The following is a 16,748-nucleotide window of genomic DNA, read 5'->3' as shown; positions in this document are numbered from 1 at the left end:
TTACCTCCTATGTTTAGGCATGATGAAATGGGTATGGGAAATGAAAACAATCAAAAGCAGCAGCAGGAGGCCTGCCGAAATGATGAATGAATCACCAATCACCCAGGCTGTAATGGGAATGGAAGCCATGGCGATAAAACCTGATAGTGTATACTTCCGGAGAACTGCATAGGCAATTCCCATCGTGATAGCCATTATCGCTATTGTTAGTGGTTCCAAAAACAAGGCAGAAGCCAAGTAGACAACCACTCCTTTTCCACCATGAAACCCCAGCTGAATTGGAAACAAATGGCCAATAAGAACACAAAAAGCGCTAAGAATTAATAAACCATCACCTTCAAACATAAGTCCAGTTACATATAAAGCTGTCCATGCCTTTCCAGCATCAATTGCAATTGTCAGCAAGAACCCCTTCTTGCCGGTTGCTCTCCCTGCATTAGTAGCCCCTACATTCCCGCTCCCCTTTTTTCTTATATCCTCTTTTGCTATGTATTTAACCACATAATAAGCCCCGGCTACGCTCCCAAATGTGTAGGAAAAGATCATAACCATCAGGGCAGTCCACACATCATCGATCATAAGCACCTATCCCGCCCTTTACTAATTAAACGATCAAAAAGGGTAAAAAGTTTCATATATTTACAAAATTACAATCTATTAACTGATAAAGATAGTATAACACCCCTTATTTTACCATTAAACAAATTGAATGCCAGAGCCTGATTTCATAATTCCCCTATTTTACTGCAAACCTTAAACTTTCTGAAAAAATTATTTTTTGTGTTGACTTTGTTTATCAATCGCATATAATTTGCATTAAGGCAAAACTTTTTAATTTATCCATAAATCTTGTCCGCGTGACGTATAATTGCATATAAACAATTAATTTGAATCAATTTAAATTTGGAAAATAAAGGGGGATAAAATGATGAAGGATCCGGCAATTAGCATAGAGGATTTGCATGTTTCCTATTTCGGAAATGAAGCGGTGACAGGAGTCAGCCTTACTGTTAATACAGGTAATCTGGTTGGAATTATAGGGCCGAACGGCGCAGGTAAATCGACTTTTTTAAAAGCCATGCTAAATCTTATACCAAAGGATAAAGGTGCAGTTAGAGTGATGGGAAAATCCATTGCTGAAGTTCGCAAGAGCATCGCCTATGTGCCGCAGCGGAATGACATTGACTGGGATTTCCCAATCACTGTGCATGATGCGGTTCTTATTGGGACCTACCCCCATTTAAAACTGTTCCGCCGTCCAAAGAAAAAGGATAAAGAGTGGGCCATGGAATGTCTTCAGCGAGTTGGCATGCAGGAGTTCAGCAAAAGGCAGATTGGGGAACTATCAGGCGGCCAGCAGCAGAGAGTTTTTCTTGCGAGAGCACTTGCTCAAAAAGCGGATTTGTTCTTTCTGGATGAGCCATTTGTTGGAGTAGATGTATCCAGTGAGGAAACCATTGTGAACATTTTGAAGGAGCTCTGCAGACAAGGAAAAACAGTGATTGTTGTACACCATGATTTAAGTAAAGCAAATGATTATTTCAATCAGATAATTCTGTTAAATAAGGAATTGATCAGTTTTGGGACCGTTGAAGAAGTGTTTAAACCTGAAGTAATTGCAAAAGCATACAAGGGGCAATTTGCTTTTATGAATGAGATTGGGGTGTCGCTATAATGGCTTTTATTGAAGCGGTCATGCAATATGGTTTTCTGCAAAAAGCGTTATTAACCTCGGTTATGGTAGGAATTATCTGCGGAGTCATTGGGTGCTTTATCATCCTCAGAGGAATGGCTCTCATGGGAGATGCCATATCACATGCTGTCCTTCCGGGCGTCGCTATTTCATATATGCTGGGAGTTAACTTCTTCTTTGGAGCAGTCATAAGCGGAGTGATTACAGCTATCGCCATTGGGTTTGTATCCCAAAACAGCCGGATAAAGCATGATACCTCGATTGGAATTATGTTTACAGCGGCATTTGCTTCAGGAATCATTATTATTACCATGCTTAAAAGCAGTACAGATCTCTACCATATATTATTTGGCAATGTACTGGCAGTAAGATTATCCGACATGTGGATCACACTGGGCATCAGCCTGTTTGTATTGGGGGCTGTATACCTCTTTTACAAAGAATTATTGGTCACCTCGTTTGACGAAACGATGGGAGCAGCTTACGGACTGCCAGTTCGTTTCATTCATTATTTCCTAATGACTCTCTTGACGATGGTAACCGTTGCATCCCTCCAGACAGTAGGTATTGTCCTGGTTGTTGCCATGCTGATCACCCCTGCAGCGGCAGCTTATCTGTTAACCGAGCGGCTGTGGATGATGATTTTCCTTGCGTCTGGCATTGGTGTAATTTCATCCATCGTGGGACTATACTTTAGCTTTACCTACAACTTAGCTTCAGGAGCAACAATAGTCATATCATCCACTGCTATTTTCATTCTCGTTTTTTTATTTTCACCTAAGCATGGGCTAATATGGAAAACGCTGAAAGTAAAGAAAAAGAGAGCTTCATTAGTTTAATTTTAATAAAAACAAATTTTTTTAGGAGGGAAAACCGATGATTAAAAAAGGCTTTCTTTTATTAGCTGCATTCCTTCTGTCTGTGTTATTCCTGTCAGCCTGCAGCAGCGGAACAAGCAGCACCTCGTCCAATGCAGATGGGAAAATCCAAGTTGTGACTACCTATTCGATTGTGTATGACATTGTTAAAAATGTAGGCGGGGATTTGGTTGAGATTCATAGTTTAGCACCCATTGGCTCCAATCCCCACGAATATGACCCCCTTCCTGAGGATGTGAAAAAAACAACGGATGCAGATGCAGTATTTTACAACGGGCTGAACCTGGAAGCCGGCAACTCATGGTTCAATAAGCTGATGGAAACTGCCGGAAAAGACGGTGAAGATGCGCCTGTCTTCCTAATGAGCAGAGGCGTTGATGCCATGCACTTAACCACAAAGGGCAAAGAAAGTGAAGAAGATCCCCATGCCTGGCTGGACATCCGAAATGGGATCAAATACGCGGAAAATGCCAGAGATGGACTTATCAAAACAGATCCAGACAATAAAGAGATTTACGAAAAAAACGCTGAAGAATACATTGCAAAGCTTCAAGAGCTGCATGATGAAGCAGTCGAACAATTTAATGAAATTCCAGAAAACGAACGTGTTCTCGTAACAAGTGAAGGTGCTTTTAAATATTTCAGCGAAGCCTACGGATTCCAGGCAGAATACATCTGGGAAATCAACCAGGAAAACCAGGGAACACCAGACCAAATTACAAGAATTACAGATATTATTAATGAAAAAGGAATTACAGGACTATTCCTGGAAACAAGCATTGACGCAAGAAGCATGGAAGCTGTATCCGATGAAACCAATGTTCCAATCATGGGAAAGGTATTTACAGACTCCTTGGCAAAGCCGGGTGAAGATGGCGATACTTATATTTCGATGATGGAATGGAATATTAAAACCATTAAAAAAGGCTTGACCCGGTAATAAAGGTCACTATTCCAGCAAGCAGGTGAAACATGTGATCCCCATTAGTTCAAAGAGGTATATTCTCGAGATTTATTTATTACAGGAAGCACATGGGCATGCGACCATTTCCGGCATTGCAAAGGTATTGAGGGTCACCGTCTCAGCTGCATCTAAAATGGCCGGAAAGCTTAAAACAGACGGTTACATTCATTTTCAGCCCTATGGAACAGTTACTTTGACAAAAGCCGGATTGGAAATTGCCAAAAAACTCTTCCAAGATCATCAGGTTTTAATGGAGTTTTATCAAATAATCGGGGTTGAAGAGAAACTGATCAAAAAGAAAGTTAGGGAAGTTGAAATGCATATCGGTACGGAAGTTGTTTTTAAAATTAAGAGCTTTATAGAAAATCATAAGAAAAACGCTTGAATATTCAAGCGTTTTTTTGTCCTGATGATTTATTCAGCCCACTGAACCTTCAGAGTTGATGATACTTCTGAATGCAGTTCAAAAAATCTTATTTAAGGAATTGTCACTTTCATTGGATAAGAGTGCAGAAGAGATAGAAGAACTAGTGAAGGAAATGATAAAAACAAGCAGATAACAGAAAAAAGAATGTCCCTTCTGCATGTGATATTCATCGGGACATTCTTTTTTCATGGTTGAATAAGCTAATCAGGCAGTTCTTTTCCAAATACTCTCCATGTTCTCAAGAGTCTTCCCTTTCGTTTCAGGTACAAACTTCCATACAAAAATGGCTGAAAGAACACTCATCAGTCCATAGAAGCCGTAAGTTAAGCCGCCGCTGAATTCCATCATCATCGGATAGGTCGATGAAATAAAATAGTTTGCCGCCCATTGTGCTGCTACAGCTACCGCAACTGCCTGTCCTCGGATTTTGTTTGGGAAAATTTCAGAGATCAATACCCAGCATATCGGTCCCCATGACATCATGAAGGAAGCTGTGTAAACGATGATAAAAATTAATGTGCCCATGCCGATTATATTGGAGAAAGCCATTCCTGCTACTCCAAACATCCCGATGGCCATGCCAATGGAACCTGTGATCAATAATGGCTTGCGTCCCCATTTATCTACAGTTAAAATTGCCACAATTGTAAAGATGACATTTATGACACCCATAACAATCGTCTGCAGCATCGAGGCATCCTTTGCTGCTCCCATGCTTTCAAAAATTCGCGGTGCATAGTACAAAGCAACGTTGATTCCGACAAATTGCTGGAATACAGAGAGCAGAATTCCTATAACAATCACTAATTTTCCGTATGCAAACAGCTTTTCTGCTGGAACATTTGCTGAGGCTGCTACCGATTTTTTGATTTCACCCAAGATCGTTTTAGCCTCTGCTGCACCATTAATTTTCGCAAGGACTGCTAAAGCTTTATCATCATGATTATGAATGGCCAGGTAACGTGGTGTCTCCGGAACCAGGAGCAGCAGAAGACCAAAGGCAAGGGCCGGAATAGCTTCTGAAGCAAACATGTACCTCCAGCCAACATCATTGATCCATTCCAATGGACGGCCGCTGGCAATGCCCCAGTTTACAAAGTACACGACAAGCATCCCGAAGATAATCATAAACTGATTGAATGAAACAAGGCGTCCGCGGATATCGGCAGGTGCAATTTCGCCGATATACATGGGAACAATAGCTGACGCCAGACCAACCCCAATTCCGCCAATAATGCGATAAAGATTAAAAGTCAATAATAGCGAGATGGTCGGTTCCCCTTTAGTGAAAAATAAAAATTCAGGGAAAGCGGATCCTAATGCAGATAAGAAGAATAGTACAGCCGCGGCTATCAGCGATTTTTTCCGCCCAAATTTCGACGCAAAATAACCGGATATTAAACCGCCAATGATACAGCCAATCAATGCACTTGAGGTTGTCGCCCCGTGAGCCAGCGATCCTAATCCCAAACTATTAATCAGATAGATTTCCAGTGACTTTTCAGCTCCTGAAATAACAGCCGTATCATATCCGAAAAGCAAACCGCCTATCGCAGCAACCAATGTAAGTGAACCAATATATAGAGAGTTCCGATTCTGTTTCATAGATTGTAAAAGACAGATTTGAACCAAAATAGAGCGCTTACAATTTTACATTAATAATTCAAATCCATCTTCACTCCTTTCTATTAGAAATGATTAAACAACGAGAAACTTGAAACTGGTTTTTGTTTTGAAGACCTCATTTTTCTCCAGGACAATAGAAGGAAAGTGTTCATGATGAACAGCATCAGGCGGACATTGAGTTTCAAGACACAGCCCCAAATGGCTTCTTGACTGAACACCTCTAATTTGAAAATCATTTCCGAGCATATTCGCTGTATATAAAACAACACTCGGCCTATCCGTTTTCACTGTCAGTTTTCGTCCGCTGGCAGAATCCACTACAGTCATTTCACCTGTATTTAATAGAAATGGATGATCATAACCTCCGCCCGCAAGCATGTTCTGCTGATGGCCGGACTTTACGCCTTCTTTGATTTTCTTCCCTGCTCTGAAATCAAACGGTGTATTTTCAACATGTATGAGTTTCCCAGTAGGAATCAATGTTTCATCAAGCTCCAGAAAGTGATCGCTTTGCATGGTCACCTCGTGCTCCAGAATGTCCCTCTTTAAGTCCCCACTTAGGTTAAAATAAGTATGGTTTGTCAGATTGATGATCGTTTTTTCATCAGATATCGCTTCATAACTAATGACCAGTTCATTCTCATTGTTCAGTGTATAGTTTACCGTTACCTCAAGTGTCCCAGGATACCCGTGTTCCCCATCCGGGCTTACATAGGAGAACCTGATATTCGCCTCATTCATGCTCTTTTCGGCGGTAGAGTCCCAAATAACATGATGAAAGCCGCCTGAACCTCCATGCAGATGGTGTTCCCCATCATTTTTTTGCAGCTGGTAAGCAGTTCCATCAAGAGTGAAAGCCGAGCCCGCTATCCTTCCGGCCACCCTTCCGATAATAGCGCCGAAGAATGGTGAATAATTAATATACTCTTCAAGAGTGTCAAACCCCAGGACCACATTCTCTATATTTCCTTTACTGTCAGGGACAGATAACCCGGTAATGATTCCCCCGTATTCGATACACGATACTTCCATTCCATGATCATTGCTGATTGTATAGGATTTAATCTTGTGTCCATTCCATTCGCCGAATATACTTTCAGTTATGTTCATGTCGATCTCCCTCAAGTCAGCTTACTTTTTTCTAAACCCGGCCAAACCCTCATTCAGCTTTTTGGTTTGCGCATAAACTTCTTTGTATAACTGGAAAAGCTCCTGATATTTCTTAACGTTTTCAGGGATTGGAGTATATGTCTTTTCGTATGTTATGAAGTTTTCGGCACAGGCTTCCAGAGATTCATACCATTTACATCCGTATGCCGCTAGCATAGCCGCACCTACAGCAGGTCCTTGTTCACTTGAAAGCTTTACAATTGTGCAATTGAAGATATCGGCCTGGATTTGCAGCCAGGCCTCACTTTTAGCTCCTCCGCCGATTGAAATAATGGTATCGACAAGCTTTCCGCTTTCCCTGAATATTTCAATCGATTCATTTAAAGAAAAAGTAATACCTTCAATGACCGATCGTACAAAATCATTTCGATTATGTGAGGAGTCCATGCCGATAAAGCTTCCCCGAATTTGTGAATCTGCATATGGTGTGCGCTCACCCGCTAAATAGGGTGTAAATAAAAGGCCGTTCGACCCAATCGGAACCTCGCTCATTCCAGCCAACAGGGAATCGAATGATTCCATTTCTGCAAACGCATCTTTAAACCAGCTCAAACTATGTCCTGCTGCCAGGGTTACGCCCATTGTGTAATAGGCATTTTCTTCACCATGATTAAAATAATGGACTTTCCCCTGAAAATCCTTGTCATTTTGTTCTTCATAGGATAAAACGACCCCGGATGTCCCAATGCTGCATAATGTTTTGCCTTCCGACAGAATGCCGGAACCGATCGCACCGCAGGCGTTGTCAGCTCCTCCTGCAAATACCTTAGTTAAAGGAGATAATCCCGTCTTCTCAGAAATCTCAGGCTTTAACGTTCCTACACATTCATGGGATTCAACTAAAGGCGGACAGATATTCACATCAATCCCCGTTAGCCCGCAAATCTCTTCACTCCACATTTTCCGGCAGGCATTCAGCAGCAAAGTACCGGCTGCATCACTATATTCACTATGAATCCTGCCAGTCAGTTTAAAGCGCAGGTAATCTTTAGGGAGCATAAATACAGCCGCTTTTTCAAAAACTTCCGGCTCGTATTGCTTCACCCAAAGCAGCTTTGGTAAAGTAAAGCCTTCCAATGCCGGATTCTTTGTGATTTCAAGCAGACGCTTCTCACCAGCCATGTCATAGATCTGTTTACATTGCTCTGTCGTGCGGGTATCATTCCAAAGGATTGCATTACGCAGAACCTTATTCTCTTCATCCAGAAGGACCAGACCGTGCATTTGGCCTGAAAAACTGATTCCTTGAATGTCTTCCGCACTTCCATCAAACTGCTCTGTAAGTTCTTTAAGAGCAGCCACTGTTTTATCAACCCATTCACCAGGGTCCTGTTCACTATAACCCGACTTTTCATGAATGAGCGGATAAGACCTGGAAACTTCGCTGCATACTACTCCCTTTTGATTCATTAATAAAGCTTTTACCGAGCTCGTGCCAAGGTCAATCCCGATTACATATTTCATGATTGATCATCCTTTAGATAATGAAATGTATGCTAAGTTTTAGTTTTTAAAAATGTACTGGGACAATTTTGTATTCCCAGTACATTTAATCTTTTTATATTAATCTATTACGCTTTTACACTCGCATGAGCTTCGAGAATGTATTTATTTAAGACAGCTTTTAGCTGTTCCTGTCTTCCTGATTTATTTTCAATCTTTTCAAGCTGAAGGGCATGCTTTTCAAGCTTGCGGAAGTCTGCCTTTCCTTCAACGATTTCAAGGCCGATGCCTTCTGTATAGCTGCTATATCTGTCAGCAATAAAATTGTCTAATACTTTATCTTCAATTAGACGCTGTGCAACCTTTGCGCCAACCGCAAATGTGTCCATTCCTGCAATATGAGCATAGAACAGGTCCTCAGGGTCAAATGATCCTCTTCGTACTTTCGCATCAAAGTTAAGGCCGCCTGTTCCAAGGCCGTCATTTTTTAGAATTTCAACCATTGCCAGTGCTGTAGAATAGATGTCTGTCGGGAATTCGTCAGTATCCCATCCCAGCAGGGTATCACCCTGGTTTGCATCCACTGAACCAAGCATTCCATTTATGCGTGCTGTGTGCAGTTCATGCTCAAATGTATGGCCGGCAAGGGTCGCGTGGTTTGCTTCAATATTGAATTTAAAGTAGTCTTTTAAGCCGTAAGATTGCAAGAATGATAAACTGGTTGCCACATCAAAATCGTATTGATGTTTGGTGGGCTCCTTCGGTTTTGGCTCGATTAGGAATTGTGCGTCAAACCCAATTTCCTTTGCATAATCGATTGCCATATGGAAGAACCGCGCAAGATTATCGAGTTCAAGCTTCATGTTCGTATTCAGCAGTGTTTCGTATCCTTCGCGGCCGCCCCAGAACACATAGTTCTCAGCACCCAGCTCCTTGCCGATCTCAAGTCCCTTTTTCACTTTTGCAGCAGCATAGGCAAATACATCAGCATTAGGTGCTGTAGCCGCACCGTGCAGCCAGCGCGGATGCGAAAACATATTAGCGGTATTCCATAATAACTTTGTTTTGCTGGACTTCATGTATTCCTTTATCATGGCCGTAATCTCATCTAAGTTCTTAAAAGTTTCGCTTAATGAATCGCCTTCAGGCGAAATATCAGCGTCATGGAAACAGAAAAACGGAACATTCAGTTTTTCATAGAATTCAAAGGATGCTTCAACACGCGCCTTGGCCAAATCCATTCCGGAAAATCTGTCATAGGAACGGATCATCGTTCCATTTCCGAAAGGATCTGTGCCTTCCGCAGTAAACGTATGCCAGTAAGACACTGCAAAACGGAGAAGGTTTTCCATTTTTCTGCCGTTGATCATTTCTTCAGGATTATAATATTTAAAAGCCAATGGATTATTAGAATCTGGACCTTCGTATTTTACTCCACTCACATTATTAAAGTAGTTCATTTTCATTCCTCCATCTTCTCTTTTCATTTGTTATCGCTTTCATTTGATTACAAATCGATTTTACCACCATAAACTTAGTTTGTCTATTGAATGAACTAAGTTTTATTTTTATTTTTAATTATGGTATAAATGGAATATGATTGTAATAGACAAAGAAATTGAGGATTTGAGGAGAAAGATAATGACTTGGAATCAGCAGCTGGTAAAAATGAAAAACAAATCACGCGTTCTGCAGACGATCATCGACCAATCCCCTATCTCCCGGGCTGATATCTCACAGCATTTGGGACTGACTAAAGGAACTGTTTCCTCTTTAGTCAACGAGCTGATAGAAGAACAAATCTGTTCCGAAACAGGACCGGGCAAATCGAGCGGAGGACGGCGGCCTGTGATGCTTCTCTTTAATGAACAAGCAGGATATGCCATTGGAATTGATTTAGGGGTTAACTATATTTTAGGTGTCATGACTGATTTATCGGGGAATATTGTGAGCGAACATTTGAAGCATATGAATAGCATGAGGTATGAAGAAACCATTCTTGTCATAAAAGAAGTCATCCAATCCTTATTGGATACAACCCCTGAGAGCCCCTATGGCGTGATTGGAATCGGTATTGGAGTGCCGGGAATTGTAAATAAGGAAGGCAGCAATATCCTGCTGGCACCTAATCTGGGCTGGACAGATATCCATTTAAAGGCAGAAATTGAGACAGAGTTTCACCTTCCCGTTATTATCGACAACGAAGCGAACGCCGGAGCATACGGGGAAAAGCGTTTCGGAGCCGGGAAAAACTTTGAGAATCTCATCTATGTTAGCGCTGGAATTGGCATTGGAGTCGGCTTTATTTTACAAAACAGCCTTTACCGTGGCGCTGAAGGATTCTCCGGTGAAATGGGCCATATGGTGATCGATATAGATGGAATAGAATGCAGATGCGGCAGCAAAGGCTGCTGGGAATTGTACGCTTCTGAACAGGCATTGCTAAACCAGGCAAAGAATATTGAATCATACTTAAAACGGGATGATTTGAACCTGGAGTCATTAGTTGAAATGGCCGAAGAAGATGAGGAAGTAAAGGATCTGTTCCATCAAATCGGCCGATGCCTTGGCATTGGCATAAACAATATCATTAATACATTCAACCCCGAGCAAATCATTATCGGAAATCGCTTAGCAATCGCCAAAGAATTATTACTGGATTCAATAATGGAAGTTGTCAAGACTCATTCCTTAAGATTCAATCAGGAAAACGTAAACATTACATTTGCAGATTTATCGATCTACTCAACAGCACTTGGGGCTTCAGCTTATGCCACAGAAAACTTTCTGAACTCGGATCTGCAGGAAAACCTGAATAAATAGACTGCCTGATCGGATAATAAACAAATTTTGAAAGATTAAAAGAATGTCCCAGATGTGTATGGGACATTCTTTTAAGTTTCGTGATTGTGTCAACCCAACCTGAATTAATTCCTCGTCAATTCTGTTTATTACAGTAATAAAATAATAGGAAACCACTATACATCAGGCAACGATGACGCTTTTTACCCACCGGAATATATACTTGCTGAAAACGGCAAAAATAAAAATGAGCTCCAGTGTAATGAAAAAGCCGGTTTACAATTTCTTTATTTTTATCACATTGATTTGTGCCGGGAAGGATTCCAGTATTTCTGTGTACCAGATTTCCACCATATCTCCACTCTTTATTCCACTCAAAACAGCATTATTCAATTTATACACAGATTTATAATTTCCTATTAATTCATTGACGGATTGTGTTTCTGCATCTGCCAACGTAAATCCTTTATCTTCAATAAGCAGTATGATATTTTCTTTCATAACGATTGTTCCTTCCAAAGTTGCCGCTCCCTCATTAACCTGAGCCTGCTGACTTAATATCCCTATCAGCCAAAGCAATAACAATACTATTATTAAGATAAAAATGGCTGCTGCTCTTTTCATTGTTCTATTCTCTCCAACCGTGTTTTCATACATCATTCTTGATTATCCAGAAAAAGAATACTCTAAGGAAAAGACAGAATTACTCTCCTGAAGACATCCATTTGCTTCCATTACTTTTCTCATGGCAGCATTATCGGCCCGGGTTACCCCGAGATATGTTTCAGCTTTAAAATCATGCTGCAATCTATGGAGTCCAATTAAATGCAGGTTCTTACCATACCCTTTACCCTTAAAATCAGGGTGGATGCCGATCCAAAACATCCTTCCTTCCCGATCCCGGCCAGGTTCCAAATGAGGAAAAACGACTCCTGCCGGTTCAGAATGAACCGTATAAACCGTAAACATTTTATCTGCTTGTTCAGGGAGCTCTGTTTTCATGCTCTTTAAAAACTTCTCAGTTTGTTCATAAGTAAAATTCATAACCTCAGATAAGAAAGTAATGGAACTTTTGTTAAGGAGCGGCCAAACTTCATAAGGAGGGACCTTTTTATTCTCACATTCTGCAAACTGCTTTTTAAAAATAAGTCTTTCACCAATCACTTTCATTTTTCCTCGAGTGACAACTAATTTATCCAAAATTCCTTGAGGGCACTCAATCTTTACTTTTTCAATTCTGCTCTTATCCAGGGTAAGAAGCCTATTTATTAAATAATCTACTTTATTAGGACTTCTTAGTTCATCTTGAAAGATTTCCAAAATAATTTCGGAATCACTTTTTATACTGTGTACACCTGCTGCTTTCAGGTCTTTTAATAGTTCCTCCATAGTAATCACCTCCACTTAAGAAATAAAGAAAATGGCCATTGAATAAATTCCAAGGCCATTTGGTGTCTTATCCTTATTCCATTACAGATGCCGAGCAGTAACCGAACGTTCACATTCCAAAATTCCTGCTGGCGGTCCTTCATACAGCACTTCACCGCCTCCAGCACCTCCATCCGGACCCAAGTCAACGATCCAATCACTTTTGCGGATAACATCCAGATTATGTTCAATGACTATAACGGTATTACCCTTTTCCACCAATTTATTAATGATTTCCAGAATATTAGCGACATCGGACATATGCAATCCAGTAGTTGGTTCATCAAGTATATAAATGTTTCCTTTAGTATTCAGTTCCTTTGCAAGCTTAAGCCTTTGACATTCGCCACCTGACAAGGTGGTCAGAGGCTGTCCCAATGTCAAATAGCCAAGACCGACAGTTTCCAGTGCTTTGAGTTTTTTCTGAACATCTTTTGCATCAAAGAACTCTACAGCATCCGCTACAGACATCTCCATGATTTCAACAATATTTTTTCCCTTATATAGGTATTGGAGCACGTCCTGCCTAAAACGGCTTCCATGACATTCGCTGCATTCGACTTCCATTGTATCCATAAAGGATAAATTGATTTCAACCGTCCCAGTGCCTCCGCATGACGGACAGCCCCCGGTCGAATTATAGCTGAATAATCCGCTCTCCACTCCATTGGCATCTGAAAAAGACTTGCGAATCGAATTCATAATACCAGTGAAAGTTGCCGGATTGGACCGTACGTTCGCGTGGACCGGGCTTTGATCAATACGGATTGCCTCCGGAAAATCTTTCGCAAACACTTCGTTCACAAGTGTGCTTTTCCCGGAACCAGCTACTCCTGTAATAACAGTAAAAATCCCTTTTGGAACTGAAAGACTCACATTCTTCAAATTGTGAAGGGTGCTTTTCCTGCTTTCCATAAACTCGGAAACCGGTCTCGGATTGGCGTTGATCTCTGCACTTCGGTTTAAATAATTGGCAGTCAATGTGTCAGAAGATAAGAAATCCTGATAACTGCCGGTATACATAATCTCTCCCCCGTGTGTTCCGGCTTGAGGCCCAACATCAACAATATAATCGGCTATTTGGATGACATCTGGATCATGCTCCACAACTAGTACGGTATTGCCCCTGTCACGCAGCCGAACCAGCAATTCATTTAACCGGTGGACATCCCGCGGATGCAGGCCGGTGCTGGGTTCATCAAATATGTACATAAGACCGGTTAAGTTACTGGATAAATATTTGACCATTTTCACCCTTTGGGATTCACCGCCCGATAGTGTTGGCGTTTCCCTTGTCAAATCCATATAGCCGAGCCCAATGTCACAAAGGTTTTCCAATCGTTCCATGATCCCGTCAGCGATTGGCTTAGCTTCCGGTGATGTAACCTGGGGAAGGGTTTCGATTAGCTGATCCAATTGCATGGACGTCAAGTCAAAAATGGAATAGCCTTTGATTGTGGATGAAAGCACCTTCTCATTGTAGCGTTTTCCTCCGCAGGAAGGGCATTCCGTCATGGTGCTGAAGTTCTTCAGGAGCTTCTCGCCTGATTTTGAAGTCTCTTTGTCCCTCTTTACATGCTGCCGCATAAATTTGACTGCCAGGCCCTCATAGGTTGCATTCATATCATTATTCATATAACTGACTGTTACTTTTTGCGGCTCTGCATAGACAAGCTTATTAAATTCTTCTTCTGTATAATCATTAATTTTCTTATCAATATCGAAGAATCCGGATTCAGCATACGCTTTCCATTGCCATGTTCCAGGTCCAAACCCCGGAAGCAGAATAGCTCCTTCATTTAAGCTTTTTTCCTTATCAAGAGCAGCATCAAGGTTTAGCGTAATAATTCTCCCAATCCCTTCACATTTCGGGCACATGCCGCTGGGATCATTAAATGAATATGCGTTGCTGTAACCTAAATGAGGTTCTGCAAACCGGGAGAATAACAGGCGAAGAAGAGGATTAATATCTGTAGCGGTTCCAAGTGTGGATCGGGCATTTCCGCCGAGCCGTTTTTGATCGACTACAACGGCAGTAGAAAGATTGTTGATTTCATCTGCTTCCGGACGGCTATATTTCGGAAGAAAAAGCCGCTGAAAACTGCTGTACGTCTCATTTAACTGGCGGCCTGCCTCCTGGGCAATCGTATCAAACACTATAGATGATTTGCCTGAACCGGAGACACCTGTAAATATTGTGATCTTTCCTTTTGGAATCTTCAGACCAATATTTTTCAGGTTGTTAACTCTGGCATTGAAAATTTCGATGAATTCCTGCTTCACACAATCAGCTCCTTTTGAAATCAATTTTCTTATGTATGAAATATGCGCGGAGAACAATCATACCAATAATGAAAATCAAATTGCAACAATATTCTCTAATTCATTTAAAGTTTTTGGGGAAAACGGTCCTTTCCATAAACTCAGGCCACTGCTGCCGGTAATTGATAGATTATATAGAAGGAATGACAACAGCCCTGCAAGCTTTCTCATAAAACTCAATTGGCCCTGCTCCACCAATAATTGCATATTCATATCCTATTTCTTTCATATCTCTTAAGCAGTGATGAAGCAATGCATTTCCTACGCCTTTAACCCTGCTGGTTTTTACTACATCCATAGGGCCGAAATATCCCTTTTTGTTCCGGTAGACATCAAATGCTGCGAATCCAATTATTTCATCATTTTGATTAAGCGCAATATAAATGGAAGGCTTCTCTTGCTGGAATCCGCTGCGGATCGTATAAGACCATTCCTTGGAGAAATGCTCTTCAACAAAGTTTCCCAGTATAATTTGATCATCTTTTTTTGCTTTACGAATAGTCTGGAAGTTTAACCTGGGGAAGGTATATCTGCCAAGGTGAGCGATCATGTCCCTGGAGGTTGTACCAAGGGTTAAAATGGTATGCTTATCTTCTTCAGATAAATGGTGTTTTATGGAGGAGTCTGTTAATAAAGCTTTAAGAAGATGACCTTCGTTAACATAAACCTGATTATACCTTTTCATATACTTAAAGGCAGATTCAAAAATCTGCACTACTTCTTTTGTAACCGTCATGCTAAAAAATTCGCTTTGCGTTTTGCCATTTATATTCCCAGTCAAATCACTTAAAGAAAGTTTATTCAAATTGATTTTCAAAGAAATTTCACCCAGTGCTCCTGTCTTTTCTCCCAGGCATGCGATAAACAGATGAACTGGATGGAGCACTTTTTGTTCTGAAAAGCCGGCTTCCCGTTCGGCATGTTTCATGATTATTTTCATCCTATCCGTAAAGTTTGCTGTACTTCTCAGAACAATCACCCCTTTTAAAACCCTTTTTCAGCTTCCGGACACCACTTCATATTCAACCCAAAATAAAAAATTCCTGCCACTTTATTTATAAAAGATTTAAAAAGCTGAATCCATACACTGCACCCACAGCAAAAATGATAGTCCAGAGTGCCAAACTTATGGTCATCCACCTTATCACTCCCGATTTTGATGCCCCAAATGCCAGAGCAATAATGGCCGCAATATCGGTTCCAACAATGATTGGAGCTAATAATGCTAATCCCGGGATCCCGTATTTTTGCCAAATCTCCTTTGACCGCCTTTCTTTTCTTGTTGGTTCTGTAATGCCCTTTTTTAATTTCCTTGCCTGCCGCAAGCTTTCAACCTGTTTAAAGAAGGCACCGAGCAAAAGGATTAACAGAAGATTTCCCGTAAATGCAGTGAGACTGACTCCGATAGGCGATAGTCCCCAAAGAATCCCAAGAGGGACAATAATTGATACATCCATCCAGGGTGCTGCCGCAAGCAAAAATAATACTGTATATTGCATGTATATAGGTGCATCTTGTGCCCATTCCAGCATATCTCTTCCCTCCCATGAAAAATCCAGCTTACTCTTACATTATGAAAAAAAGCATACAATCACCATCGCAATACCTTACAATCCCCCCCTTGGATGTGACAATTTTGTCACTTTATTCCACCTGCCTTTATCGAAGTATTCCTTTTACTCAAAGGATGCTGTTTGTACTTAAAAGTAACGCCAGTTGTCAAAATTTTGATTTCACAAAAAATAGAAGGAGGTAAAAAGAATTCAGATAACGAAGTAAACAGGTAAGGAGGTGAAAAAACGATGACTCTCCTTTTTTACAAAGCGATGGAGGCGTTTAAGAAGGATGCTGAACGTCTGGAAAAAGAAAAGCTTCAAAAGGAAAAGTCGAATGAGAAAAAATCAAAATAATGAGTTACTCTTTCATTCCCCATGGGGGGATTTTTTTTGAAATATAACACAGATACAGTTTTCCCCAAATGATAAACAACGGACT

Annotated in this window: 15 protein-coding genes; 5 read left to right on the top strand and 10 right to left on the bottom strand. The window is 41.0% G+C overall.

The genetic code is table 11. The annotated features are described in order from the left end of the window. Nucleotides 1-579: a glycerol-3-phosphate acyltransferase gene (locus NR125_RS13810; protein ID WP_019381295.1), complete on the bottom strand. Its 579-nt coding sequence runs from the start codon at nt 577-579 to the stop codon at nt 1-3. 349 nt (nt 580-928) lie between these two features. On the opposite strand from NR125_RS13810, the gene NR125_RS13805 reads away from it, so the two are divergent. Genes NR125_RS13805 through NR125_RS29915 form a run of 4 tightly spaced genes read left to right on the top strand, consistent with a single transcriptional unit; the run spans nt 929 to nt 3,920 of the window. Next, complete coding sequence (locus NR125_RS13805; RefSeq protein WP_034296985.1) at nt 929-1,675, top strand: metal ABC transporter ATP-binding protein; 747 nt, start codon at nt 929-931, stop codon at nt 1,673-1,675. Next, nucleotides 1,675-2,532, top strand: a complete 858-nt coding sequence (locus tag NR125_RS13800; protein WP_009334251.1) for a metal ABC transporter permease — start codon at nt 1,675-1,677, stop codon at nt 2,530-2,532. Before NR125_RS13805 ends, NR125_RS13800 begins: the two co-directional genes overlap by 1 nt. A gap of 37 nt (nt 2,533-2,569) precedes the next feature. Continuing rightward, nucleotides 2,570-3,511: a metal ABC transporter substrate-binding protein gene (locus tag NR125_RS13795; RefSeq protein WP_009334250.1), complete on the top strand. Its 942-nt coding sequence runs from the start codon at nt 2,570-2,572 to the stop codon at nt 3,509-3,511. Between the two features lie 25 nt (nt 3,512-3,536). Then, nucleotides 3,537-3,920 carry a metal-dependent transcriptional regulator gene (locus NR125_RS29915; protein ID WP_009334249.1) on the top strand — a complete coding sequence of 128 codons (384 nt, stop codon included), beginning with the start codon at nt 3,537-3,539 and terminating at the stop codon, nt 3,918-3,920. 246 nt (nt 3,921-4,166) lie between these two features. Here the strand turns inward: NR125_RS29915 and xylE are convergent, their stop codons facing one another. From xylE to xylA, 4 genes are all read right to left on the bottom strand, one after another. Beyond that, nucleotides 4,167-5,567 (bottom strand): D-xylose transporter XylE, encoded by a 1,401-nt coding sequence (gene xylE, locus NR125_RS13785; protein ID WP_026041671.1) that lies wholly within the window; start codon nt 5,565-5,567, stop codon nt 4,167-4,169. Nucleotides 5,568-5,660: 93 nt separating this feature from the next. Next, on the bottom strand, nt 5,661-6,698 hold the full coding sequence (locus tag NR125_RS13780; RefSeq protein ID WP_071157687.1) for an aldose epimerase family protein: 1,038 nt from the start codon (nt 6,696-6,698) through the stop codon (nt 5,661-5,663). 21 nt (nt 6,699-6,719) lie between these two features. Further along, complete coding sequence (gene xylB / locus NR125_RS13775) at nt 6,720-8,222, bottom strand: xylulokinase (RefSeq protein ID WP_192908687.1); 1,503 nt, start codon at nt 8,220-8,222, stop codon at nt 6,720-6,722. Between the two features lie 107 nt (nt 8,223-8,329). After that, complete coding sequence (gene xylA / locus NR125_RS13770) at nt 8,330-9,661, bottom strand: xylose isomerase (RefSeq protein WP_071157683.1); 1,332 nt, start codon at nt 9,659-9,661, stop codon at nt 8,330-8,332. 181 nt (nt 9,662-9,842) lie between these two features. On the opposite strand from xylA, the gene NR125_RS13765 reads away from it, so the two are divergent. Next, nucleotides 9,843-11,024, top strand: a complete 1,182-nt coding sequence (locus NR125_RS13765; RefSeq protein ID WP_192908688.1) for an ROK family transcriptional regulator — start codon at nt 9,843-9,845, stop codon at nt 11,022-11,024. Nucleotides 11,025-11,279: 255 nt separating this feature from the next. On the opposite strand, the gene NR125_RS13760 is transcribed toward NR125_RS13765, so the two are convergent. The 5 genes from NR125_RS13760 to NR125_RS13740 all read right to left on the bottom strand — a co-directional run bounded on the left by NR125_RS13760 (nt 11,280) and on the right by NR125_RS13740 (nt 16,285). Continuing rightward, nucleotides 11,280-11,663 (bottom strand): DUF3221 domain-containing protein, encoded by a 384-nt coding sequence (locus NR125_RS13760; protein ID WP_226280731.1) that lies wholly within the window; start codon nt 11,661-11,663, stop codon nt 11,280-11,282. A gap of 6 nt (nt 11,664-11,669) precedes the next feature. Then, on the bottom strand, nt 11,670-12,392 hold the full coding sequence (locus NR125_RS13755) for a GNAT family N-acetyltransferase (protein ID WP_071157679.1): 723 nt from the start codon (nt 12,390-12,392) through the stop codon (nt 11,670-11,672). A gap of 81 nt (nt 12,393-12,473) precedes the next feature. Next, entirely contained in the window at nt 12,474-14,714 is a 2,241-nt protein-coding gene (locus NR125_RS13750) for an ATP-binding cassette domain-containing protein (RefSeq protein ID WP_256815502.1), read from the bottom strand. Between the two features lie 169 nt (nt 14,715-14,883). Then, complete coding sequence (locus NR125_RS13745; RefSeq protein WP_483863887.1) at nt 14,884-15,732, bottom strand: GNAT family N-acetyltransferase; 849 nt, start codon at nt 15,730-15,732, stop codon at nt 14,884-14,886. A 76-nt stretch (nt 15,733-15,808) separates the two neighbouring features. Next, a complete protein-coding gene (locus NR125_RS13740) occupies nt 15,809-16,285 on the bottom strand; it encodes a small multi-drug export protein (RefSeq protein WP_009334237.1) in 477 nt (158 codons plus the stop codon). Between the last annotated feature and the right edge of the window lie 463 nt (nt 16,286-16,748).

The organism is Cytobacillus sp. Bac17, assembly GCF_024519925.1.
Classification (GTDB): domain Bacteria; phylum Bacillota; class Bacilli; order Bacillales; family Cytobacillaceae; genus Cytobacillus; species Cytobacillus pseudoceanisediminis.
This window is presented reverse-complemented; position numbering and strand designations above follow the sequence as displayed.

Bases quoted from the DNA above. Each gene is read 5' to 3' on its own strand.
- NR125_RS13810 (WP_019381295.1), bottom strand. From the start codon at position 579: ATGATCGATGATGTGTGGACTGCCCTGATGGTTATGATCTTTTCCTAC.
- NR125_RS13805 (WP_034296985.1), top strand. From the start codon at position 929: ATGAAGGATCCGGCAATTAGCATAGAGGATTTGCATGTTTCCTATTTC.
- NR125_RS13800 (WP_009334251.1), top strand. From the start codon at position 1,675: ATGGCTTTTATTGAAGCGGTCATGCAATATGGTTTTCTGCAAAAAGCG.
- NR125_RS13795 (WP_009334250.1), top strand. From the start codon at position 2,570: ATGATTAAAAAAGGCTTTCTTTTATTAGCTGCATTCCTTCTGTCTGTG.
- xylE (WP_026041671.1), bottom strand. From the start codon at position 5,567: ATGAAACAGAATCGGAACTCTCTATATATTGGTTCACTTACATTGGTT.
- NR125_RS13780 (WP_071157687.1), bottom strand. From the start codon at position 6,698: ATGAACATAACTGAAAGTATATTCGGCGAATGGAATGGACACAAGATT.
- xylB (WP_192908687.1), bottom strand. From the start codon at position 8,222: ATGAAATATGTAATCGGGATTGACCTTGGCACGAGCTCGGTAAAAGCT.
- xylA (WP_071157683.1), bottom strand. From the start codon at position 9,661: ATGAACTACTTTAATAATGTGAGTGGAGTAAAATACGAAGGTCCAGAT.
- NR125_RS13765 (WP_192908688.1), top strand. From the start codon at position 9,843: ATGACTTGGAATCAGCAGCTGGTAAAAATGAAAAACAAATCACGCGTT.
- NR125_RS13760 (WP_226280731.1), bottom strand. From the start codon at position 11,663: ATGATGTATGAAAACACGGTTGGAGAGAATAGAACAATGAAAAGAGCA.
- NR125_RS13755 (WP_071157679.1), bottom strand. From the start codon at position 12,392: ATGGAGGAACTATTAAAAGACCTGAAAGCAGCAGGTGTACACAGTATA.
- NR125_RS13740 (WP_009334237.1), bottom strand. From the start codon at position 16,285: ATGCTGGAATGGGCACAAGATGCACCTATATACATGCAATATACAGTA.